This window comes from Streptomyces tirandamycinicus (assembly GCF_003097515.1).
Taxonomy (GTDB): domain Bacteria; phylum Actinomycetota; class Actinomycetes; order Streptomycetales; family Streptomycetaceae; genus Streptomyces; species Streptomyces tirandamycinicus.
Map to the genome: position 1 here is coordinate 3,072,909 of NZ_CP029188.1, position 20,870 is coordinate 3,093,778.

18 protein-coding genes are annotated in these 20,870 nt (G+C 73.4%); 10 read left to right on the forward strand and 8 right to left on the reverse strand.

Annotation, left to right across the window (positions count from 1 at the left end; all coding sequences use genetic code 11):
- The first annotated feature begins 193 nt into the window (after positions 1–193).
- Positions 194–397 carry an antitoxin gene (locus DDW44_RS13530; protein WP_017946066.1) on the forward strand — a complete coding sequence of 68 codons (204 nt, stop codon included), beginning with the start codon at positions 194–196 and terminating at the stop codon, positions 395–397.
- Between the two features lie 39 nt (positions 398–436).
- Positions 437–877, forward strand: a complete 441-nt coding sequence (locus tag DDW44_RS13535; RefSeq protein WP_108906602.1) for a CBS domain-containing protein — start codon at positions 437–439, stop codon at positions 875–877.
- Positions 878–1,114: 237 nt separating this feature from the next.
- On the opposite strand, the gene DDW44_RS32720 is transcribed toward DDW44_RS13535, so the two are convergent.
- Positions 1,115–1,414: a VOC family protein gene (locus DDW44_RS32720; protein WP_341867089.1), complete on the reverse strand. Its 300-nt coding sequence runs from the start codon at positions 1,412–1,414 to the stop codon at positions 1,115–1,117.
- Positions 1,372–1,812 carry a 4a-hydroxytetrahydrobiopterin dehydratase gene (locus DDW44_RS32725; RefSeq protein WP_244224025.1) on the reverse strand — a complete coding sequence of 147 codons (441 nt, stop codon included), beginning with the start codon at positions 1,810–1,812 and terminating at the stop codon, positions 1,372–1,374. The genes DDW44_RS32720 and DDW44_RS32725 overlap by 43 nt, the downstream gene beginning before the upstream one ends.
- Before the next feature lie 163 nt (positions 1,813–1,975).
- Here DDW44_RS32725 and DDW44_RS13545 point away from each other — a divergent pair, with 163 nt between their 5' ends.
- On the forward strand, positions 1,976–2,965 hold the full coding sequence (locus DDW44_RS13545; RefSeq protein ID WP_108906603.1) for an aldo/keto reductase: 990 nt from the start codon (positions 1,976–1,978) through the stop codon (positions 2,963–2,965).
- Positions 2,966–3,342: 377 nt separating this feature from the next.
- On the opposite strand, the gene thpR is transcribed toward DDW44_RS13545, so the two are convergent.
- The 3 genes from thpR to DDW44_RS13560 all read right to left on the reverse strand — a co-directional run bounded on the left by thpR (position 3,343) and on the right by DDW44_RS13560 (position 6,048).
- On the reverse strand, positions 3,343–3,912 hold the full coding sequence (gene thpR, locus DDW44_RS13550; RefSeq protein WP_108906604.1) for an RNA 2',3'-cyclic phosphodiesterase: 570 nt from the start codon (positions 3,910–3,912) through the stop codon (positions 3,343–3,345).
- A 304-nt stretch (positions 3,913–4,216) separates the two neighbouring features.
- Complete coding sequence (locus DDW44_RS13555; protein ID WP_108906605.1) at positions 4,217–5,584, reverse strand: MFS transporter; 1,368 nt, start codon at positions 5,582–5,584, stop codon at positions 4,217–4,219.
- A 26-nt stretch (positions 5,585–5,610) separates the two neighbouring features.
- Positions 5,611–6,048 carry a MarR family winged helix-turn-helix transcriptional regulator gene (locus DDW44_RS13560; protein WP_017946059.1) on the reverse strand — a complete coding sequence of 146 codons (438 nt, stop codon included), beginning with the start codon at positions 6,046–6,048 and terminating at the stop codon, positions 5,611–5,613.
- 132 nt (positions 6,049–6,180) lie between these two features.
- Between DDW44_RS13560 and DDW44_RS13565 the strand changes: the two genes are divergently transcribed.
- Complete coding sequence (locus tag DDW44_RS13565) at positions 6,181–6,444, forward strand: hypothetical protein (RefSeq protein WP_212765220.1); 264 nt, start codon at positions 6,181–6,183, stop codon at positions 6,442–6,444.
- Between the two features lie 174 nt (positions 6,445–6,618).
- On the opposite strand, the gene DDW44_RS13570 is transcribed toward DDW44_RS13565, so the two are convergent.
- Positions 6,619–8,085 carry an NCS2 family permease gene (locus DDW44_RS13570; protein ID WP_027732027.1) on the reverse strand — a complete coding sequence of 489 codons (1,467 nt, stop codon included), beginning with the start codon at positions 8,083–8,085 and terminating at the stop codon, positions 6,619–6,621.
- A gap of 335 nt (positions 8,086–8,420) precedes the next feature.
- Here DDW44_RS13570 and DDW44_RS13575 point away from each other — a divergent pair, with 335 nt between their 5' ends.
- Both DDW44_RS13575 and DDW44_RS13580 read left to right on the forward strand, forming a co-directional pair.
- Positions 8,421–8,681, forward strand: coding sequence for a DUF2530 domain-containing protein (locus tag DDW44_RS13575; protein WP_018889563.1), 261 nt, complete (start codon positions 8,421–8,423; stop codon positions 8,679–8,681).
- Between the two features lie 176 nt (positions 8,682–8,857).
- On the forward strand, positions 8,858–11,311 hold the full coding sequence (locus tag DDW44_RS13580) for a cation-translocating P-type ATPase (protein ID WP_108906606.1): 2,454 nt from the start codon (positions 8,858–8,860) through the stop codon (positions 11,309–11,311).
- Between the two features lie 248 nt (positions 11,312–11,559).
- On the opposite strand, the gene DDW44_RS13585 is transcribed toward DDW44_RS13580, so the two are convergent.
- Positions 11,560–14,739 carry a sacsin N-terminal ATP-binding-like domain-containing protein gene (locus tag DDW44_RS13585; protein WP_108906607.1) on the reverse strand — a complete coding sequence of 1,060 codons (3,180 nt, stop codon included), beginning with the start codon at positions 14,737–14,739 and terminating at the stop codon, positions 11,560–11,562.
- 1,012 nt (positions 14,740–15,751) lie between these two features.
- On the reverse strand, positions 15,752–16,663 hold the full coding sequence (locus DDW44_RS13590) for a DUF3027 domain-containing protein (RefSeq protein WP_026164986.1): 912 nt from the start codon (positions 16,661–16,663) through the stop codon (positions 15,752–15,754).
- Between the two features lie 280 nt (positions 16,664–16,943).
- On the opposite strand from DDW44_RS13590, the gene DDW44_RS13600 reads away from it, so the two are divergent.
- The 4 genes from DDW44_RS13600 (at position 16,944) to DDW44_RS13615 (ending at position 20,827) form a co-directional block, all read left to right on the forward strand.
- Positions 16,944–18,311, forward strand: coding sequence for an MFS transporter (locus DDW44_RS13600; protein ID WP_018889561.1), 1,368 nt, complete (start codon positions 16,944–16,946; stop codon positions 18,309–18,311).
- Positions 18,312–18,497: 186 nt separating this feature from the next.
- Positions 18,498–18,977: a hypothetical protein gene (locus DDW44_RS13605; RefSeq protein WP_017946051.1), complete on the forward strand. Its 480-nt coding sequence runs from the start codon at positions 18,498–18,500 to the stop codon at positions 18,975–18,977.
- A gap of 249 nt (positions 18,978–19,226) precedes the next feature.
- Entirely contained in the window at positions 19,227–19,988 is a 762-nt protein-coding gene (locus tag DDW44_RS13610) for a futalosine hydrolase (protein ID WP_108906608.1), read from the forward strand.
- Positions 19,985–20,827 (forward strand): 1,4-dihydroxy-6-naphtoate synthase, encoded by an 843-nt coding sequence (locus DDW44_RS13615; protein ID WP_017946049.1) that lies wholly within the window; start codon positions 19,985–19,987, stop codon positions 20,825–20,827. Before DDW44_RS13610 ends, DDW44_RS13615 begins: the two co-directional genes overlap by 4 nt.
- Positions 20,828–20,870 lie beyond the last annotated feature (43 nt).

The following is a 20,870-nucleotide window of genomic DNA, read 5'->3' on the forward strand; positions in this document are numbered from 1 at the left end:
CGGCGCATCCCGCATGCCGGATCGGACCGTACGGCGGATCGGTCCGCCCCCGGATCGGACCGCACGGCGGCGGGTTCCCCGCGCCGGGTGTCCCGCCCCCGCCCCCGGATCTCCCGCTGCCGCCGCGCGGATGCGAACCACGCTGGAGAAGGCGACCCTGGAGAACGGGGGCATATGGCAAGGAGGACTGCCCATGTCCATGATGGACAAGCTCAAGCAGATGCTGAAGGGCCACGAGCACCAGGCCTCGAAGGGCATCGACAAAGGCGGGGACGCGATCGACGACAGGACCCAGGGCAAGTACAGCGGCCACGTCGACACCGGCCAGGAACGGCTCAAGGAGCAGCTCGGCGGCGACCAGCCCGGCCAGGGGCAGGACAAGCCGCCGCAGCCCTGACCAAGGGCCGGCAAGAAGCCTGAGGAACGGAAGGCAATCATGACCGGGGACAGCAGGCTCACCGCCCGGGACATCATGAGCGGCGGAGTGCACTGCATTGGTGCGCACCAGTCACTACGGGAAGCGGCGCGCATGATGCGCGACCTGAACGTCGGGGCCCTCCCCATATGCGGCGACAACAACAGGCTCACGGGCCTGGTCACCGACCGAGACATCGTCGTCCGGTGCTGTGCGGAAGGCATAGACCCGGCGACGGTCCAGGCCGGATCCCTGGCCGGTGAGCTCCGCTGGACCGATGCGAACGCCCCCGCCGAGGAGGCGCTGCATCTGATGGAGGAGCACCGGATCAAACGGCTCCCGGTGATCGACGTCGAGCACGGGCACCGGCTCGTCGGCATGATCGCGGAGGCCGACCTCGCCAAGAACCTCTCGGACGACCAGATCGCGGAGTTCGTGTCCAAGGTGTACGCGAACGCCTAGGAGTACCAGGCCGACAAGGCGGACCAGGCCGACCCGGCGGACCAGGAGTGCCGGAAGGACTCCGTGAGGCCGGTCCGGTCCGCCGTCCGGTGCGTGGTGGTGCGTGCGGGCGGCCGGCGGTGACGGGGGCGCCTTCCGGGCAGGGCCGCACGATCGCGGTCCCGCCGACGACGACAGACGTCTTCCCGACCTCCCGACCTCCCGTGCTCCCGACCTCCCGTCCTCTGCGACCGGACGTTACGGGCGATGGGCGGCCGGCCCGGGCGGGCCGGCCACGCCGACACACGCCTCGTTGCCCTCGGGGTCGGCCAGCACCCAGTTCGACGGCGCGTCGGCGTCGTTCACCAGGCGTCCGCCGGCCTCGAGTGCCGCGGCTATCCGGGCCTCGGCCTGGTCGTACGGCACCCACACGTCGACGTGGACCCGGTTGCGCTGCGGGCGCGGTGCGTCCATCCGCTGGAAGTAGAACGGTGCCCCGCGACGGTGCGGGTCGATCAGGTCCTCGTCGCTGTTCGCGCGGTCCCGGTAGCCGAGCAGGGCACGCCAGAACCCACCACGCCGGAGCCGTTGAGTGCGTCGACGGTGACCTGGACGGTCTGCACGGCGGACGGGTCAGCCGATATGTCCAGCGCGCGGGCCGTCGCCGATATCCGCCGCGCCAGCTCGATGTGTCGTTCGGTCAGCCCGTAGTAGTCGTCCGTGACCGTGATGAGCCGTACGATCACGCCCTCCGGCCTCACGTCGACGTCCGGGTGGTCGTCCCCGGCGCCCGGAATATCGCTGATCGCCTGCACGAGCCGGGCGCCGGCCGCGAACGACCCGGTACGGAAGTACGCGCACGCCCCCTCGCCCACGACGCGCCAGTCCTCCAGTCCCACGGTCTCGTGGAACCGCTGTGGCCTGATGCGCTCGGTCGTGCTGTCCGCGTACGTCATGCGCTCACCGTAGCCCGCCGATCCGACACTCCCCCTTGCGGCCGTGCGGCCCTCCGGAACGACGCGGCCAGGCGGGACCGGAGCGTGGCGGGTGGCCTGTCGCAGGCCGCCGTGTCCCGGGCGCCTTGCGTGGAGTGCGCTCGAAGGGGTTCGCTTGACTTCCATGGAGTACACGCAGCTGGGACGTACCGGACTCAAGGTCAGCCGTATCGTGCTCGGCACGATGAACTTCGGTCCGCAGACGGACGAGAGCACGAGCCACGGCATCATGGACGCGGCGCTCGACGCGGGTCTGAACTTCGTCGACACGGCCAACGTCTACGGGTGGGGCGAGAACAAGGGCCGCACCGAGGAGATCATCGGGAGCTGGTTCGCCAAGAGCGGTGAGCGCCGCGACAAGACCGTCCTCGCCACCAAGGTCTACGGCGGGATGGCCGGCGACGGCAAGCCCTGGCCCAACCACGACCGGCTCTCCGCGCTCAACATCAAGCGCGCCGTGGAGGCCTCGCTGAGGCGTCTGCAGACGGACTACATCGACCTCTACCAGTTCCACCACATCGACCGCCGGACCCCGTTCGAGGAGATCTGGCAGGCGATCGACGTACTGATCAAGGAAGGCAAGATCCTTTACGCCGGGTCCTCCAACTTCCCCGGCTACAAGATCGCGCAGGCGAACGAGACGGCCGCACGGAGGGACATGGTCGGCCTGGTCAGCGAGCAGTGCCTGTACAACCTGGCCGAGCGCCGCGCCGAGATGGAGGTGGTTCCGGCCGCACGGGAGTACGGCCTCGGCGTCATCCCGTGGTCCCCGCTGCACGGCGGACTGCTCGGCGGGGTGCTCAAGAAGGAGGCGGAGGGCAAACGCCGCAGGGACGGCCGCAGCGCGAGCGCCCTGGAGAACACGAAGGTGCGCGAGCAGGTCCAGGCGTACGAGGACCTGCTGGACAAGCACGGCCTGGAGCCCGGAGAGGTGGCCCTGGCGTGGCTGCTGACCCGGCCCGGCATCACCGGCCCGATCGTCGGCCCGCGCACGCGAGAGCAGTTGGACTCGGCGCTGCGCGCGGTGGAACTGGATCTCCCGGACGAGCTGCTCGCGTCACTGGACGAGATCTTCCCGGGGCCGGGCCCGTCGCCGGAGGCCTTCGCCTGGTGATCGGATAGCGATTCGGCGGGGCAGGGCCGCCGCCTTCTCGCGGGGGCGGCGGTCCGCGGAGTTCAGCGCCCGAGCGCGGCCGCCACCGCGACGACGGCGAACATCAGCACAAGCACACCGGCCATGATCCGGTTACGGGTCTTCGGGTCCACCCTTCGAGCGTAACGGGCAGCTCCCGGCCCATGGTGCCGGGGGCATCCCGTGGGGGCGCCGGCGATCACCCACGAGCCCGCCCCGCGAGATGGCGGACCGCCCCGCCCTCAGGCTCATCCCGCCCTTCAGCCCGCCAGGCGGTTCCGCACGGCCGGTGGTCCCGCGCGTGCGGTGGTCCCCGCCCGGCCGTAGTTCCGGCCCGGCCCGCCCGTACCGCGACGGACTCAGCCCACCGCGCCCAGCCGCCAGGCTCCGGCCTCCTCGTAGCGCGGCCGCTCGCCCGGCCGTCCCCCGCCGGGCAGATTGCTGCGGATCAGCAGCAGCCGGGACACGGTCCACGGCCGGCCCTCGAAGGGGGCTAGAGCGTCGACGTACGGGCGCAGGTCCGTGTCGGTTCGGCTGCGTGCCAGGGTCAGGTGGGCGTGGTAGCGACGGTGCTCCTCCATGGCGACGCCGGCCCGCCGCGCCGCCGCATCCGCGCGTTCGGCGAGCATGCGCATCGCGTCGAGTCCGCCTGCCGCGCCCACCCACAGCGTCCGCCGGCCGAAGTGCCCGCCGCCGTGCAGCCGCAGCCGGAACTCCTCACTGCGCCGAGCGGCCCGCCCGAGCCGTTCATCGAGCTCGGGCAGCAGCGCCTCGTCGACCTCCCCCATGAACGCGAGGGTGAAGTGCCATCCCGGCCTCCCGGTCCAGCGCAGTCCGTCGGCCCCCGGCAGCCCGTGCAGCCGGTCCACGGCCCGCCCGAGCTCCCGCAGCGCCTCTTCGGGCGGTACCACTGCGGCGAAGAGTCTCATGCGCCGAGTCTCGCAGCGCCGGGTCCACCGACGCGCCCCACCGGGGCACCTGCGCACATGGGCGACCGCACCACGGTGCCCCCGCACACGGACGGCCCCTCCACCGGTGCGCCACACACGGACGACCGGACGACCGGACGACCGGACGACCGGACGACCGGACGACCGGTGCCCCCGCACACGGACGACCGCACCACAGCGCCCCCGCACATGGACGGCCCCTCCACCGGCGCGCCCGCACCGGGCCCGTGGCTCCCGGACCCGTGGCTCCCGGGCACACCGGGCGCGGCGCCCGCGGGCGCCGCTAGGCCGCCGCCGTCAGTCGCTCCCGCGGAACCATCCGTACATGCCGATGACCGCGGCGGAGGTCCAGCTTCAGGCGCATGCCGCCGACCCTGACCAGGATCAGGCCGATCGCGACCGCCGCGATCACCGCGACCGCGCCGGCCGTGGCCATGCCCACCCGTACGCCGTAGTGGTCGGTGAGCCAGCCGACGATCGGGGCACCCAGCGGCGTACCGCCGACGAAGACCATCATGTAGAGGCTCATGACCCGGCCTCGCATCGCCGGGTCCGTCGCCATCTGGACCGACGAGTTCGCCGTGACGTTCACCGTCAGGCCGACCATGCCGATGGCGACGAGCAGCGCCGCGAAGAGCCAGAAGGACGGCGAGACCGCGGCGGCGATCTCCAGCACCCCGAGCAGCGCGGCCGCGCCGAGGAGCATCCGCAGCCGCGAGGAGCCGCGGCGGGCCGCGAGCAGGGCCCCGGCCAGGGAGCCGGCCGCCATCAGCGTGTTGAGCAGGCCGTACGTACCGGCACCGGCGTGGAAGACCTTGTCCGCGAAGGCCGTCAGCCAGATCGGGAAGTTGAAGGCGAACGTGCCGATGAAGCCGACGAGCACGATCGGCCAGAGCAGCTCGGGCCGGCCCGCGACGTACTTCAGGCCCTCCCTCAACTGCCCCTTGCCGCGCGGCACCCGTTCGGTCCGGTGCAGTTCGGCCGGGCGCATCAGCAGCAGGCCGGTGATCGGCGCGAGGAACGACAGGCCGTTCAGCAGGAAGGCCCAGCCGCTGCCCACGGCGGTGATCAGCACACCCGCGACCGCGGGCCCGACCAGCCGTGCGGACTGGAAGTTCGCGGAGTTGAGGCTGACGGCGTTGCGCAGTTGCCCCGGTCCGACCATCTCGGAGACGAAGGACTGGCGGGTCGGGTTGTCGACGACCGTGACCATGCCGAGCAGGAAGGCGACCAGGTAGACGTGCCACACCCGGACCTCGCCGGAGAGCGTGAGCACGGCGAGCGTGAGCCCGCACAGGCCGAGCGCGCCCTGGCTGAAGAGCAGCAGCAGGCGCTTGGGGCAGCGGTCGGCGATCACTCCGCCGTACAGGCCGAAGAGCAGCATCGGCAGGAACTGCAGGGCCGTGGTGATGCCGACGGCGGCGGCCGAGCCGGTGAGGCTGAGGACGAGCCAGTCCTGGGTGATCCGCGCCATCCAGGTGCCCGTGTTGGAGACGATCGCTCCGGTGAAGAACAGCCGGTAGTTGCGGATCCTGAGCGAGGAGAACGTCCCCTGGCCCGCGGGTCCGTCCTGCGGGGCCGTGCCGCTCGTGTGGTCGTCGTCGTGGGGCTTCGGTGCGGGTGCGGAGTCTGCTCCGGGTCCCGAACTCAAAAGAGGTCGCCTCCTCGGGCTGGTCGTTACAGGTGCGCGAGCTTCTCCAGTACGGGGGCGGCCGCGCGCAGCTTGGCCCACTCCTCCTCGTCCAGGCCCTCGGCGAGCGTGGACAGCCAGGCGTTCCGCTTGCGGCGGGACTCCTCGAGCATGGCCTCGGCCCGCTCGGTCTGGCTGACCACCTTCTGCCGGCGGTCCTCGGGATGCGGCTCGAGCCGGACCAGTCCCTTGGACTCCAGCAGTGCCACGATGCGGGTCATCGACGGCGGCTGGACGTGCTCCTTGCGGGCCAGCTCACCGGGGGTGGCCGAGCCGCAGCGGGCGAGAGTGCCGAGCACCGACATCTCGGTGGGACTCAGCGATTCGTCGACGCGCTGGTGCTTCAGGCGCCGGCCCAGCCTCATGACGGCCGAGCGCAGTGAGTTCACGGCGGCGACGTCGTCGCCGTGGGACAGGTCAGGCATGTTCTTTAGCATAACTCATTACCCATCCTAATAACCACCGTGTTACAGCCTGGCCGAATGTCTCACCCGAACGAGTGAGAGGGCTTCGGAAAGTGACGCATCGATCGGTTCCGGCCAACGATGCTGGCTGACATGGCAACGACAGCATCGAACGCGTCGGCAGTGCTCAGCCTGCGGATGGACGGCGAGCTGCTCGACCGGCTCCGGGAGCATGCCGCCAGACGCGGTATGAGCGTCCAGGACTACGTGGTCCGGACGCTCATACGGGACGACTTCGACGAACGCTTCAAGACGGCCGTCGACGAGACGGAGAGGTTCTACGGCCGGGCGCCGGACCGGCCGGTGCCGAGCGGGGACCCCGGTCCGCCCGGCACCGGCCACGGCACGGCCCGCTGAGGGCGGAGCGGCGTCACGGCCGAGGGCGGGACCGGCGTCGCGGCCGGGCGCCGGACCGCCCGGTGCCGAGCGGTGACCCCGGCCCGCCCGGCACCGGACACGGCACGGCCCGCTGAGGGCGGGACCGGCGTCGCGGCTCAGGGCGGGACCGGCGTCGCGGCCGGGTGCCGGACCCTAGGTGAGGCCCAGTGCCGGCATCGCGTAGAAGAAGACGAAGACCGCGGAGACCACGTACATCGGGACCGGCACCTCACGGCCGCGGCCCGCGGCCAGCCGCAGCACGCTGAAGGCGATGAAGCCGATGCCGATGCCGTTGGTGATCGAGTAGGTGAACGGCATCATCACCATCGCCAGGAACGCCGGAACGGCGATGGTGAAGTCGCTCCAGTCGATGTCCCTGACCGACCCCGCGAGGATCAGGAAGCCGACCGCGAGCAGCGCGGGCGTCGCCGCCTGGGAGGGGACCATGGTCGCCAGCGGCGTCAGGAACAGCGCCGCCGCGAAGAGCCCGCCCGTGACGACGGACGCGAGGCCGGTACGAGCGCCCTCCCCGACGCCCGCCGTGGACTCCACGAAGCAGGTGTTGGCGGAGGCGGAGGTGGCACCGCCCGCGGCGACGGCGACGCCGTCGACGATCAGCACCCTGTTGATGCCGGGGAAGTCGCCCTTCTCGTCCGTCAGCTTCGCCTCGTCGCCGACGCCGAGGATGGTGCCCATCGCGTCGAAGAAGCACGACAGCAGCACGGTGAAGACGAACAGCGCGCCGGTGAGCAGGCCGACCTTCTCGAACCCGCCGAACAGGCTGACCTGCCCGACGAGCCCGAAGTCCGGCGTGGCGACGGGGTTGCCCGGCCACTCCGGCACGGTCAGGCCCCACGCCCGGCCGGGCAGCCGGACGATCAGCTGGATGACGACGGCCACCACCGTCATCACGACGATGGAGACCAGGATGGCGCCCGGCACCTTCCGGATGATCAGCGCCAGGGTGAGCAGCACACCGAGGACGAAGACCAGGACCGGCCAGCCGGAGAGATGGCCGGTGAGCCCGAGCTGGAGCGGGACGGTGGTCTGGGCGGCGTCCGGGATGCGGGAGACGAAGCCCGAGTCGACCAGGCCGATCAGCATGATGAACAGGCCGATGCCGATCGCGATGCCCTTGCGGAGGCCGAGCGGCACCGCGCTCATGACCCGTTCACGCAGGCCCGTCGCCACGAGCAGCATGACGACGAAGCCGGCCAGGACCACCATGCCCATGGCGTCGGGCCAGCTCATGCGCGGGGCCAGCTGGAGCGCGACCACCGTGTTCACACCGAGCCCGGCCGCCAGGGCGATCGGGACGTTGCCGATGACGCCCATCAGGAGCGTGGAGAAGGCGGCGGTGAGCACGGTCGCGGTGACCAGCTGGCCGCCGTCGAGCTGGTTCCCGTACATGTCCTCGGCGCTGCCGAGGATGATCGGGTTCAGCACGACGATGTACGCCATGGCGAAGAAGGTGGCGAAGCCGCCGCGAACCTCACGGGCGACCGTGGAGCCGCGCTCGGAGATCCTGAAGTAGCGGTCGAGCCGGCCGGGGGCACGGGAACCCGAGTCGGGCCGCTGCGGCTGCCGGACGTCTTCGGGCGCGGTGGCCGTGGGGGGCATACGAGTCCTCGTGGAGGTGGTGCGGGGGGAGGCTGACGGCGGCGGCTTCCTGAAGGTTCCTACGAGGAAAACCGGCCGGACACAAACCGTTTCAGTATGAACAGATAAGGCCAAGATTGGTATCTCCGCGCGTAGAGGCCCCTGGGCGAAGGGCGGCCCGGGCCGCCGGGGAGGCCGCGGAGGCGGACCGGGGACGCCACCGGAGCCCGCTGGAGCCCGCCGCGGACCACTGCCGGGGGCGGCCGCCGGAGCCCGCCGGGGACGCGCGACCGGGCCCTGCGGGGACGCCACCGGTCCCCGCCGGGGCCCGCCGCGGCGCCGCCTACACTGACCGCATGGCGAAGTGGACCCCCGAGCACGAGGCACCCGAGCCCCTGGAGGGGCCGGTCGTCGCCACCATCACCGGCGGCACGATCCTCTGGTTCGTCCTCTTCCTGGTCCAGATCCCCTTCTACGGCTGGTTCGCCGAGCGCGAGCTCGACTGGTGGGTGTGGACCTGCCTGGCCGGCGGCGGGCTGGGCCTCATCGGCATCTGGTACGTACGCAAGCGCGACGCGGCCATCAGGCGCACGAAGGCCGCGCGCGGCTCGGGCTGACGAAGCCCCGGCCCGGGCTGACGAAGCCCCGGCCCGGGCTGACGTAGTCCCGGCCGCGGCCCGGCGGACCCGGGCGCCCGCGCACCACCCGCCCGGCCCGGGTCCGAACCGTGCTCCGGACCGGCGAATCGGGGGCTCGGGGGGTGGAGCGGCCCACGTCGCCGTACCGTCGAGGCATGACTCAGCGGTCGGAGATCAGCAGCGACGGAGCCGAGCCACGCGGCGGCCCGGTGATCGACGCGGGGGCGGAGCTCGACCCCGTCCACCCCGTACCGCCGCCCGTACGGCACCGGCCGGGCGGGCTGAGCGCCGACGAGGTCGCCGAACGCATCGCACGCGGTGAGGTCAACGACGTCCCCGTACGCAGCAGTCGCTCCGCCGTCGACATCGTCCGGGGCAACGTCTTCACCCGCTTCAACGCGATCATCGGCGTGCTCTGGGTGATCATGTTCCTCGTCGCACCGTTCCAGGACACCCTGTTCGGCTTCGTCATCCTCGCCAACACCGGCATCGGCATCATCCAGGAGCTGCGCGCCAAGAAGACGCTGGACGGCCTCGCCGTCATCGGCGAGGCGAAACCGACCGTCCGCCGCGACGGCGTCGCCGGCGAGGTGTCCACCTCCGAGATCGTGCTCGGCGACCTCATCGAACTCGGGCCCGGCGACAAGGTCGTGGTCGACGGCGAGGTCGCCGAGGCCGACGGTCTCGAGGTGGACGAGTCCCTGCTGACCGGTGAGGCCGACCCGGTCCTCAAGCGGCGCGGGGACCGGATGATGTCCGGCAGCTTCGTCGTCGCGGGCGGCGGCGCCTTCACCGCCACCAAGGTCGGCCGGGAGGCCTACGCCGCCCAGCTCGCCGAGGAGGCCTCCCGCTTCACCCTCGTCCACTCCGAGCTGCGCTCCGGCATCTCCACGATCCTCAAGTACGTCACCTGGATGATGGTCCCGACCGCCCTCGGGCTCATCATCAGCCAGCTCGTCGCCAAGGGCGACAACGTCAAGGACTCGATCGCCCGCACGGTCGGCGGCATCGTCCCGATGATCCCCGAGGGCCTGGTCCTGCTCACCTCCGTCGCCTTCGCGATCGGCGTCATCCGGCTCGGCCGCAAGCAGTGCCTCGTCCAGGAGCTTCCCGCCATCGAGGGACTCGCCCGGGTCGACGTGGTGTGCCTGGACAAGACCGGCACGCTCACCGAGGGCGGCATGGACGTCGCCGAGCTGCGCATGCTGGACGGCTGCGACGAGGACTACGTACGCACCGTCCTCGGCGCGCTCGGCGAGTCCGACCCGCGGCCCAACGCCTCCCTCCAGGCGATCATCGACGCCTGTCCGGACCGGGAGGAGTGGCGCTGCACCGAGTCCCTGCCGTTCTCGTCCGCCCGGAAGTACAGCGGCGCCGCGTTCAGCGAGGGCGACGGGCAGAGCTCGACCTGGCTGCTCGGGGCCCCCGACGTCCTGCTGCCCCTCGGCGCACCGGTCCTGCGCGAGGTCGACGGCCTCAACGAGCAGGGCCTGCGGGTACTGCTGCTCGCCCGCGCCGCGGGCGAGCTCGACGACCCCGACGTCACCGCGGGCGCCCGGCCCACCGCGCTGGTCGTCCTGGAGCAGCGGTTGCGGCCCGACGCGGCCGACACCCTGCGCTACTTCGAGGAGCAGGACGTCGCGGCGAAGGTCATCTCGGGCGACAACGCCGTGTCGGTGAGCGCCGTGGCCGGCAAGCTCGGCCTGCCGGGCGCGGCCGGAGCCGTGGACGCGCGCAAGCTGCCGGCCGAGCGGGAGGCGATGGCCGCCGAGCTCGCCGCCAACGCGGTCTTCGGCCGGGTCACCCCGCAGCAGAAGCGGGACATGGTCGCCGCGCTCCAGTCACGCGGCCACACGGTCGCGATGACGGGCGACGGCGTCAACGACGTCCTCGCGCTCAAGGACGCCGACATCGGCGTCTCCATGGGGTCGGGTTCCGAGGCGACGAAGGCCGTCGCGCAGATCGTGCTCCTCAACAACAGCTTCGCCACGCTGCCGTCGGTGGTCGCCGAGGGCCGCCGCGTCATCGGCAACATCACCCGGGTCGCCACGCTCTTCCTGACCAAGACGGTGTACTCGGTGCTGCTGGCGGTCCTGGTGGTCTGCTCGCAGGTCGAGTACCCCTTCCTGCCCCGCCACCTGACCCTGCTGTCCACGCTGACCATCGGTGTCCCGGCGTTCTTCCTGGCCCTGGCGCCCAACAAGGAGCGGGCCAAGCCCCACTTCGTGCGCCGTGTCATGCGGTACGCGATCCCCGGCGGGATCGTCGCGGCCGCCGCGACCTTCGCCACGTACCTCCTCGCCCGGCACCACTACAGCGGGCCCGGGGCCCTGGCCGCCGAGACCAGCGCGGCGACGCTGACGCTGTTCCTGGTCGCCGTGTGGGTCCTGGCGATCGTCGCCCGCCCCTACACCTGGTGGCGCGTGTGCCTGGTCGCCGCCATGGGGCTGGGCTTCCTGATCGTCCTCGTGGTGCCCTGGCTGCAGGACTTCTTCGCCCTGCGGCTGGTGGGTACGACGATGCCGTGGGCGGCGGTCGGCATCGCCGCGACGGCCGGGGCGGTGCTGGAGCTCGCCTGGCGCTGGGTGGACCGCCGCTTCCCGGCGTAGGGCCGGCGCGGCGGAGCGGACACCCGGGGCCGCCCCGCCGCGCCGCCCGGCACACCTCCCGCCGCCCGGCACACTCCCCGCTGTCCGGGCCGGGACCGGCCCGGTCCGGGAACCGCCCGGGCCGATGGCGGCCCCGTCCAGGAACCGCCCGGTCCAGGAACGGCCCGGTCCGGAAAGGCCCCAGCCGAAGACGGCGGCGGCTTCCAGGGGCCCCACGGAAGGCGGCAGCGGTCTCCAAGAGCCGGCCCTCAGTCGAACCAGCGGTCCCGCGCCAGCTCCTCCGTGCGCGACGGGTCCTCCAGCAGCGCCGCCACCTCGAAGCGGCGGGGCCACTGGCCCGCCGCCCAGGCGAGACCGGCGGCGACGCCCTCCAGCGTGGCGGCGTGGACGACCCCGTCGGAGCCGCGGCGCCAGTCGAGTTCGACCCCGCCGGCGAGCAGCTCATCGTGCTCGACGTACGACGCGGGTGTCGCCGGGCCCAGCAGCGCGTGCACCGGCTCCGGTACCGCGTGCTCCTCGCCGTCCGTCGTCACGTCCGCCTCGACCGCCTCGCTGAGCCGCCCCACCTGGAACAGTTCGGCCAGATCCGCCGCCCGGTCCGGGGACACGGGCAGCAGCGGGCGCCCCGCGGTCAGCGGCAGCAGGTCGGGGGCGTCCGCGACGAGCGCGTCCGAAGCGTCCACCACCCGCACCTCGCCGTCCACGACCGCGCGCAGCTCGTCCGGGAGCGTCACCTGCTCCGGGTCCAGATCCGCCAGGGCCGTGTAGAGGCCGTGCAGCTGGGACGCGCTGACCGGGCGGTCCGGGTCGGCGAGCCGCCCCAGCAGCTCGGCCGCGCCGCCCGGCTCGTCCAGCAGCGCGGCGACGGACGTCCGTACGCCGAGGGCGTGCAGCACCTGCTCGTCCTCAAAGCCGGTGGCGTCGGCCGCGTCGTACAGGCCCACCAGCAGCGGATCGCCGCCCGACGAGCGCAGACCCGCGGGGCGGCGGCCGCCCAGCACCGGATGGCCGCGCAGCCACCAGGCCGTGTACGGCCGGACCGTCTCGGTCGTGCCGTCCGGCAGCAGCACCCGGACGGGCTGGGTCAGCGCGTCCCGGAGCGGCGGCCTGGCCAGCAGTGCGAGGGCCCGCGGCCACTGGTCGTCGTCCACGAGGTCCAGGTCGCGCACGGCGGCGATCTCCGTCGCGACCGGCGGTACGGGGGTGTCGGGCAGCCGGTCCAGTACGTCCTCGCACCACACGTCGACCGCGTCCAGCAGCCCGGCGTCGTCCGGCTCGGCGTAGTCGCCCTCGCGGGGCTCCAGTTCGTCCGGGTCCAGCACCACGTCCGTGGCGCGGACGAGTGCGAAGCCCGCCAGCACCCCGCAGGCGGCGAGCGGCTGCTCGCCCCAGCGTCCGGCCAGCTCGGCGTCGACGAGGGCCAGTTCGCCCTCGCGCATCACGGACGCGAAGGCGCTTCCCGGCAGTACCAGCTCACCGGCCGGGGCGAGTTCGCCGTCCTCGTCCGGCAGTGCCAGCGCGCCCAGCCACGGCTCGTCGCCCGGCTCCAGCCCCGCGTCCCGGACGAGGGCGAGGACGATCTCCGCCAGCTCCTCGCTGTCCGGGGCGTCCTCGTCCCACAGCCCGTCGCCGTCCTCCAGCGACGCGGCGACGGCCGCCCGCACCTGCGGGGTCGTGAGCACCGCGCGCGGTGTCGCCGGCAGCGCGCCCAGCTTCTCCAGCAGCGGATGGGCGGCGTCCTGATGGGCCACCTTCAGCCCGAACCGGGCCAGTCCTTCCGGGGTCTCGGCCGTCGGCAGCAGCACCTGACGCGGGCCGATGGTGGTGCGGGGCGCGCGGCGCGGACGCGGCTCCCCCTCGCCGTCCCCGGACATCCCGTCCCCGGGCATTTCGTCGCCGGACATCCCGTCCCCGGCGGCGATGCCCGTACCGGCGAGCGGCACCGGCAGGCCGGACAGCCGCTCCGGGTCCACACCGGCGAGGCTGTCGTACAGCCGCCACCACCACGACGGGTCGCGCTCGATCCCGGCGAGCCGGTCGACCGCCTCCGTCAGCGGGACCCGTGCGACACCGAGGGTCCGCAGCTCCGCCCGGCGCTCGAGGCCGGCCGGCAGCAGGGTCGGGAGCACGTCCGCCAGGACCTCCACGGTTTCGGCGCCGGCGCCCTCCACGATCTCGGCCTCCAGCGGCCGCAGCGCCACCACGTCCTCCGAGGGGACGGCGGGGGCGAGGAACGCGACGCGCGGCAGCAGTTCCAGGATCGCCGCGCGCAGCGCACCGTCCAGCTCGCCCTTGCCCAGCGGCCCGGGGACGAGGTCGATCAGCCCGGTGCCGACCGGCTGCCAGTCGCCGAGCAGTTCGGCGTACGCGTCGGCCGCGCGCCGCACCAGGAAGTCGGTGAGCGGGCCGGGAGCGGGGTGGCGGCGCGCGGTGTCCAGCGGCAGCGAGGCGATCAGCAGCGCGGGCACGCCGAGGGGCTCGTCGGTCGGGGTCGGCGCGTGGACGACCGGCGCGGTCGCCGGGTACACGGGCATGCCCTCGGTGTCCACGGGAACCGCCCAGGTCACGGTCCAGTGCGGCCGCAGCCGCTCCTCGACCGGCCGGTCCGCGAGCAGCGCGGGCTCGATGGCGCCGTGCCGGCTGACGACCCGCCAGCGGTTCAGTCCGCGGGCGCTGTCCTCGATGTGGACGTGGTCGCCGTGCTGCGAGCGGCGCAGCGTCCGGACGCCCTCCGGGGTCTCCACCACGACCTCGGTGAGCCCCGGCAGGGTGAGCAGCAGCGCGTCGTCGATCCCGGCGAGCAGCCGGCCGACCAGGTCCTCGGCGGTCCCGTCGCGCAGCGGCAGGATCACGACCGTGTCGTAGCCGTCGGGCGCGGTGCCCTCGGCGGGCAGCGGCAGCCGAAGCAGCGGTACATGGCCGTCGCGGCGGCGCAGTTCGTCCCCGAGTCCCGGGCTGGCCTGAGCCGCCTGCGCCGCGAGTTCCCGGGCCTCGGCCAGCGACCAGCGGACACCGCCGTGCCGGCCGACGACGGCGGGCTCGTCGCTCACGGCCAGTACGGCGGCGAAACCGACACCGAAGCGGCCCACCGCGGTCCGGTCGCCCTCCCGCTTGGCCGACGCGCGCAGCGTCGACAGCGACTCCACACCGGCGGCGTCCAGCGGGGCGCCGGTGTTTGCGGCGACGAGTGTGCCCCGGTCGAGGGTGAGCCGGAAGCGCCCGGGGACACCGGCACGGGCGGCGGCGTCGGCGGCGTTCTGGGCCAGCTCGACGATCACGCGATCGCGGTAGCCGCCGAGCGCGAGGTCCTCCTCGGCGTTGGCGTCCTCGCGGAAGCGCGCGGGGCTCGCGCCCCAGGCGTCGAGCACCCCGCGCCGCAGCCGCACCGTCCCGAACGGGTCGGCCCCCTCGGTCGTCCTGACGCTCACGCCTGTCTCCGCTCTCTGGCTGTGCTCTTCGACCGTTTCGGCATTCCGCCGGTACCGGTGCGGTGTGACGTCGGTACCGGTGCGGTACCGGCCGCGCGGACGCGGCCCCACCCCGGAGCCCGAAGGTACCGCGTCGCACGCGCCCCCGCGCGATCGCTCCACCGGGGCTCGCAGCGCACACCCGGGTGGCGTGGTGGCGGCGGAACGAGTCACGCCGCCGCACACTCCCTATGCGGCCGGCCGGAGGCGGCCCGGCGGGCCCGCCCCGAGGGAGCCGGAGGCCCTGACGCGGGGCCGGTCGGGGCGGTGACGCGGGGCCGGTCGAGCCGGTACGGGCTCTCGACTCTGACCGTGGCACCGCATCCGCTCTCCTGGCGCCGGGGCTTCCTCGGCAACGTCCCGGTCCGGAGTGCTGCTCCTCCCCGGCGGTCTCGCCGTCGTCCGCGAGCCGGTGTCGGAGACCCGCTCCACACCGGATGTGCCGGGCGCCGTCACCATGACCGGGGGCTACTCGCCTTCGTTCTCGGCGTCACCGGCGCGGAGCGCAACGGCTGGTCCGCGCCTCGGACTTGGCGTGCGCTGCTGGTCGCCGCCGTCCTGCTTGTCGGCCGCCACGTCATCGGGCGGCCGACAAGCAGGGCGGCGGGCGGCGGGCGGCGGGCGGCGGGCGAAGGAGTCCTGGCAGTCCCCGGCTCCGCCCCGTCGAGTTCGCGGCCTGCGGCGGGACGAGGAGTCCCATGGCCGGCTGATCGTGGCGTTCCGACCGGCCGATCCACGGGCCGGAGCCCGGCGGTGCCGGCTGTCGCGAGCCGGCGACCGGGCGGGAACCCGCTGGAGGACAAGCGGCGACCGGGCTCGTACCGGGCGAGAGCAGGACGAAAGCCGAGCGGCGACCGGGCAGCGACCGGGCGACGGTCGGGCGGGAAACAGGGCGGCGACCACCACGCCAGGGCCGGGCGGGAACGGGCCGGCGACCGAGCCGGAACCCCGCCGGGGCTCCCCGCCGAAGGCGCTACGAGTGCCCCAGGTCCTCGTCCTGCGCGGTCGTCTCCACGTGGTCCGGGACCGAGCCGCTGTCCGGGGCCGGGCGGAGCGGGAACTCGTCCGCGCGCATCGAGTCGTGCACCGGCGGAGCCGGCCGCGGCGGCTTCGGCATGACCGCCGCCTCGGAGTGCCCGCCGCACCCGTACGACAGCGACACGACCCGACCGTCCGCGGGGGAGAACTCGTTCGCGCACACCCCGAACGCCTGCTTGAGCGATCCCGACAGCGGCATCAGGAACCCGCAGGACTGGCACGACGCCGGCGCGGACTGCGCCATCGGCGTCTTCGCCCCGAAGGAGTCCTCCCACCGGTCCGCGGCGACGTGCAGCCCGTAGCGGGAGAGGACCCGGGCGCGGCGCATGCCCAGTTCCTCCGCCACGGAGGCGATGCCACCGCGCGCCGGCGCGCGGGTCACGATCTCCGCGTCCTCGGCGTCGACCCGGTCGGCCATCTCGTCGGAGACCGCCGAGTTCGGCGGCGGCGCGTCCTCGCCCGAGTAGCCGGGCTCGAGCCGCAGATCCTCGGCGTCCGTGGGCAGCAGATCGCCGGGGCCGAGGTCACCGGGCCGCAGCCGGTCGCTCCACGGCACCCACTCGGGCGCGAGCAGCGCGTCCGGTCCGGGCAGGAGCACGGCCTCGTCGACCGTGACGTTCTTCGCGCGGGAGGCGCGGGCGACGGTGACGGCCCAGCGCCAGCCCCGGTAGCCCACCTCGCGGCACTCGAAGAAGTGGGTGACGACCCGGTCGCCCTCGGATACCAGCGAGACGTGCTCTCCCACCACCCCCGGCGAGGCCGCCTCGTCTGCGGCCGCCCTGGCCAGGTCTACCGCCTCGGCGCACAGGCGGTCGGGGGTACGGCTTCGCGTCGTCGCAGCACTCACAGGTCTCGCTTCTCTCCTACGCCGTCTCACAAGTGCGCCTGGCCGATTCGCGATGTACGAGCGGCGGGCGGAGCGGACCAGGGGGCCGCATCGACGTCCGCGCCCGGCACTCCGTCTCGGGCACACCTACCGTCACCCATTCTGCGGGATGGCGAAAAGGCGTGCGGCCGGGAACTACCGCCGGTGGCGCGCTACGCACGCTACCCCCTCCGTGGCGCGCCGCCCACCTGCCCGTCCGAATCCCGGTTCGGGTCGGGGGTCGGTAGGGCACTATGACGACGTGACAGCCGCGAGGTCGTCCGGCGCTCCCGGGCCGCTGAGCAGGGCGTGCCGAGCCGTCGGCCGCGCCCTGCACCTGCCGTTCACCCGAACGGCCAGGGGCATCCGCCGGGCCACGCACGCGCACGGCGCGGGCGAGTCCGGGCTGGGCAGGCTGATCGAACTGCACGCCGTCAACGGCGCCGGCGATGTCATGATCACGGTTGCGCTGGCCTCGACGGTGTTCTTCTCCGTGCCCACCGATGAGGCCCGCGGGCGGGTCGCGCTCTACCTGGCCATCACCATGGCGCCGTTCGCCCTGCTCGCCCCGGTGATCGGCCCGCTGCTGGACCACATCCCGCACGGCCGCCGCGCGGCGATGGCGGGCACCATGACGGCCCGCGCGGTGCTGGCGCTGGCCATATCGGGAGCGGTCGCCACGGGCGGCATCGAGTTGTATCCGGCGGCGCTCGGCGTACTGGTGTGCTCGAAGGCGTACGGGGTGATCCGGAGTGCCGTCGTGCCGCGTCTGCTGCCGCCGGGGTTCGCGCTGGTGAAGGCGAACTCACGGGTGACGCTGGCCGGGCTGCTGGCCACGGGCATCGCGGCACCGATCGGCGTCGGACTCCAGCAGATCGGCCCGGCCTGGCCGCTGTACGGCGCGTGCGCGATCTTCACCCTGGGCACGTTCCTCTCGCTGAGCATGCCGCACAAGGTCGACTCGGCGAAGGGCGAGCGCAAGGCGCACATGCTGACGCACGGCGAGCGGAAGCCCAGCCTGCGGACCGTCGGCCCGTCGGTGCTGCACGGACTGCAGGCGAACGTGGCGCACCGGATGCTGTCGGGGTTCCTGATCTTCTTCCTGGCGTTCCTGCTGCGGGTCCATCCGATGGCCGGGCAGAGCGCGGCCGCGTCGCTGGTCATGGTCGGTGTCGCCGCCGGGATCGGCAACGCCTGCGGCACGGCGATCGGGGCGTGGGTGCGCAACCGCCCTCCGGAGCTGATCGTCGCCACCGGGCTGACGCTGGTGCTGACGGCGGCGGCGCTCACGGCGGTGTTCTTCAGTCCGCTGATGGTGGCGGTGCTGGGCGCGGTGGCCGGGCTGACCCAGGCGCTGTCGAAACTGTCGCTGGACGCGATGATCCAGCGGGACGTGCCGGAGTCGGTGCGGACGTCGGCCTTCGCCCGCTCGGAGACGCTGCTCCAGATGTCGTGGGTGGTCGGCGGGGCCATCGGGATCTCGCTGCCGCTGAACGGAGTGGTGGGCCTGACCGTGGCGGCCGGGATCCTGGCCGTGGGCGCCGCGCTGGCGCTGCGCGGGCTTCTGGTGGCGTCCCGCCGCAGCACGGCCGCGCCGGACCCGGTCACCCTGGCGTCGCGCGTACGGTGAGGGCGGGCGCGCCCGCACCGGGGCGGGGGAACCGACCACAGCCGCCCACAGCCGGCCACACGGACCGGGCGGCCGGTGCGCCGGCGGCGTCCCGCGTATGCCCCGCGCGGTGCCGGCGGGGCCATCCACGGCGCCACGCCGCACCCCCGCGCTGCGGGACACCGGGCGCCCGATAGCCTTCGGACCATGACCGTTGCGTTCCTCTCCGGCAAGCGCCGCCGGGCCGCCGCCGCCCTCGGTGCCGTGTCCGCCGGCCTCCTCGTACTCTCCGCCTGCGACAAGCCGACGCCGCTCGCGACCGTGACGGTCGGGACGACCTCGGTACACACCGAGGCCGCCTGCTACAACGACGGCAAGGCGATCAAGGAGTCGCTGATCCAGGACTGCCTCAACGAGAAGGCCGAGAAGTCCATCACGGTCGCGCCGGACGACAAGATCCGCTTCGGTGTCGACCCCGAGATCGCCGAGAACGGCTGGACGATCTTCATCGGCGGCGAGCGCGCCGAGCAGGAGCCGTACCACAAGACGTACCGGACCATCCCGGCCAGCGCGTTCTTCACCAGCCCGACGACCGGTGAGCCCTCCCGCTCGGCCCAGGTGTCCATCGTCGAGACATCGGGCAAGAAGCTGACCGGCATCTGGCACTTCAAGCTCGCCCAGGACTGAGTCCGGGGACGGAATCCCCGGACGGAAACCCCGCGACCGAATCCCCGCGACCGAATCCCCGCGACGGAATCCCCGCGACGGAATCCCCCGGACCGAATCCCCACGACGGAATCCCGGGACCGGACCCGGCGTTCCGGGACCGAGGACCCGGCAGCCGGGGAACGGACACCCGGCCGTCCGGGACCGTAGCGACCCAGCGACCTACACCGAAGGGACCGGGCCGGACGGCACCCGCCCGAAGGCTCAGCCATGCGCGTACTCGTCGTCACCGCGGTGGGGGCGGAGGCCGACTCCGTCACCGCCGGCCTCTCCCCCGGCGTCCCCGTGACCGCCCACCGCATTCCGGGCGGTCACACCCTGCGCCGCTGCCCGGACGCGGGGACGGGCCGCGGCGCGGAAACGGAGACGACGGTGGACGTCCTGGCGGCAGGCGCCGGTCCCGCCGCGGCGGCCGCGGCGACGGCCACCGCGCTGACGGCCGCGGTCACCGCCCCCGGCACTCACGGCGCTCCCGCCGCTCCCGGGTACGACCTGGTCGTCTCCGCCGGGATCGGCGGTGGTTTCGCGGGGGTCGCCCCGCTCGGCTCGATCGTCGTCGCCGACGCGATCGTCGCCGCCGACCTGGGCGCAGAGACCCCCGACGGTCATCTGGCGGTGGAGGAGCTCGGCTTCGGCCGCTCCGTGCACCGGCCCGCCGTACTGTCCGAGCGGATCGCCGAGGCCCTGGACGCGGTGCACGCGCCGGTCCTCACCGTCTCGACCGTCACCGGCACCGCTGCCCGGGCCGCCGAGTTGACCGCGCGCCACCCCCGGGCCGCCGCCGAGGCGATGGAGGGCTTCGGGGTCGCCGAGGCCGCCGTACGGCACGGAGTCCCCGTCGCCGAGATCCGCGCCGTGTCCAACGCCGTCGGCCCCCGCGACCGGGCCTCCTGGCGCATCGGCGAGGCCCTGGAGGCCCTGCGGAACGCGTTCCGGCTGCTGAGCCCCGTCCTCGAGGAGGAGGCCCGATGAGCAAGATCAAGATCGCCTATTCGCCCTGCCCGAACGACACCTTCGTCTTCGACGCCTGGGCGCACGGGCGGGTCCCGGGCGCCCCGCGCCTCGACGTGACGTTCGCGGACATCGACGTCACCAACGGCATGGCGGAGCGGGGCGAGTTCGACGTGCTGAAGGTCTCGTACGCGGTGCTCCCGTACGTGCTCGACGAGTACGCGCTGCTGCCCTGCGGCGGCGCGCTGGGCCGGGGTTGCGGCCCGCTCGTACTCACCCGTGCGCCGGGCACGGACCTGAGCCGCGCGACGGTCGCCGTGCCCGGCGAGAGGTCGACGGCGTACCTGCTGTTCCGGCTGTGGGCGGCGGACGTGCTGCCGGACGGTGTCGGCAGGGTCGTCGTGCTGCCGTTCCACGAGATCATGCCGGCCGTGCGGGACGGCAAGGTGGACGCCGGACTCGTGATCCACGAGGCGCGATTCACCTATCCGGAGTACGGCCTGCACTGCCTCGCGGACATGGGTGAGCACTGGGAGACCACCACCGGACTGCCGATCCCGCTCGGCGCGATCATCGCCAGGCGCTCACTGGGCCCGGAGCTGCTGGGCCTGCTGGCCGAATCCGCCCGCAGGTCCGTGCGGATGGCCTGGGACGACCCGGAGGCGTCGCGTCCGTATGTGATGGAGCACGCCCAGGAGATGGACCCGGCGGTCGCCGACCAGCACATCGGGCTCTACGTCAACGAGTTCACCGCCGACCTCGGCGAGGCGGGCTACTCGGCCGTCCGCGGCCTGCTCACACGTGCCGCGGCCGAGGGGCTCGTACCTCCCCTCGGCCGCGAGGCGCTGTCCTTCGTCTGACGTGCGGGGCCGCGTCCGCCGCCGCTGACGTCCGGGGTCGCGT

Excerpts from the sequence above, each read along its gene's own strand:
- DDW44_RS13530 (WP_017946066.1), top strand. The coding sequence starts at position 194 with ATGTCCATGATGGACAAGCTCAAGCAGATGCTGAAGGGCCACGAGCAC.
- DDW44_RS13535 (WP_108906602.1), top strand. The coding sequence starts at position 437 with ATGACCGGGGACAGCAGGCTCACCGCCCGGGACATCATGAGCGGCGGA.
- DDW44_RS32725 (WP_244224025.1), bottom strand. The coding sequence starts at position 1,812 with ATGACGTACGCGGACAGCACGACCGAGCGCATCAGGCCACAGCGGTTC.
- DDW44_RS13545 (WP_108906603.1), top strand. The coding sequence starts at position 1,976 with ATGGAGTACACGCAGCTGGGACGTACCGGACTCAAGGTCAGCCGTATC.
- thpR (WP_108906604.1), bottom strand. The coding sequence starts at position 3,912 with ATGAGACTCTTCGCCGCAGTGGTACCGCCCGAAGAGGCGCTGCGGGAG.
- DDW44_RS13560 (WP_017946059.1), bottom strand. The coding sequence starts at position 6,048 with ATGCCTGACCTGTCCCACGGCGACGACGTCGCCGCCGTGAACTCACTG.
- DDW44_RS13565 (WP_212765220.1), top strand. The coding sequence starts at position 6,181 with ATGGCAACGACAGCATCGAACGCGTCGGCAGTGCTCAGCCTGCGGATG.
- DDW44_RS13570 (WP_027732027.1), bottom strand. The coding sequence starts at position 8,085 with ATGCCCCCCACGGCCACCGCGCCCGAAGACGTCCGGCAGCCGCAGCGG.
- DDW44_RS13575 (WP_018889563.1), top strand. The coding sequence starts at position 8,421 with ATGGCGAAGTGGACCCCCGAGCACGAGGCACCCGAGCCCCTGGAGGGG.
- DDW44_RS13580 (WP_108906606.1), top strand. The coding sequence starts at position 8,858 with ATGACTCAGCGGTCGGAGATCAGCAGCGACGGAGCCGAGCCACGCGGC.
- DDW44_RS13605 (WP_017946051.1), top strand. The coding sequence starts at position 18,498 with ATGACCGTTGCGTTCCTCTCCGGCAAGCGCCGCCGGGCCGCCGCCGCC.
- DDW44_RS13610 (WP_108906608.1), top strand. The coding sequence starts at position 19,227 with ATGCGCGTACTCGTCGTCACCGCGGTGGGGGCGGAGGCCGACTCCGTC.
- DDW44_RS13615 (WP_017946049.1), top strand. The coding sequence starts at position 19,985 with ATGAGCAAGATCAAGATCGCCTATTCGCCCTGCCCGAACGACACCTTC.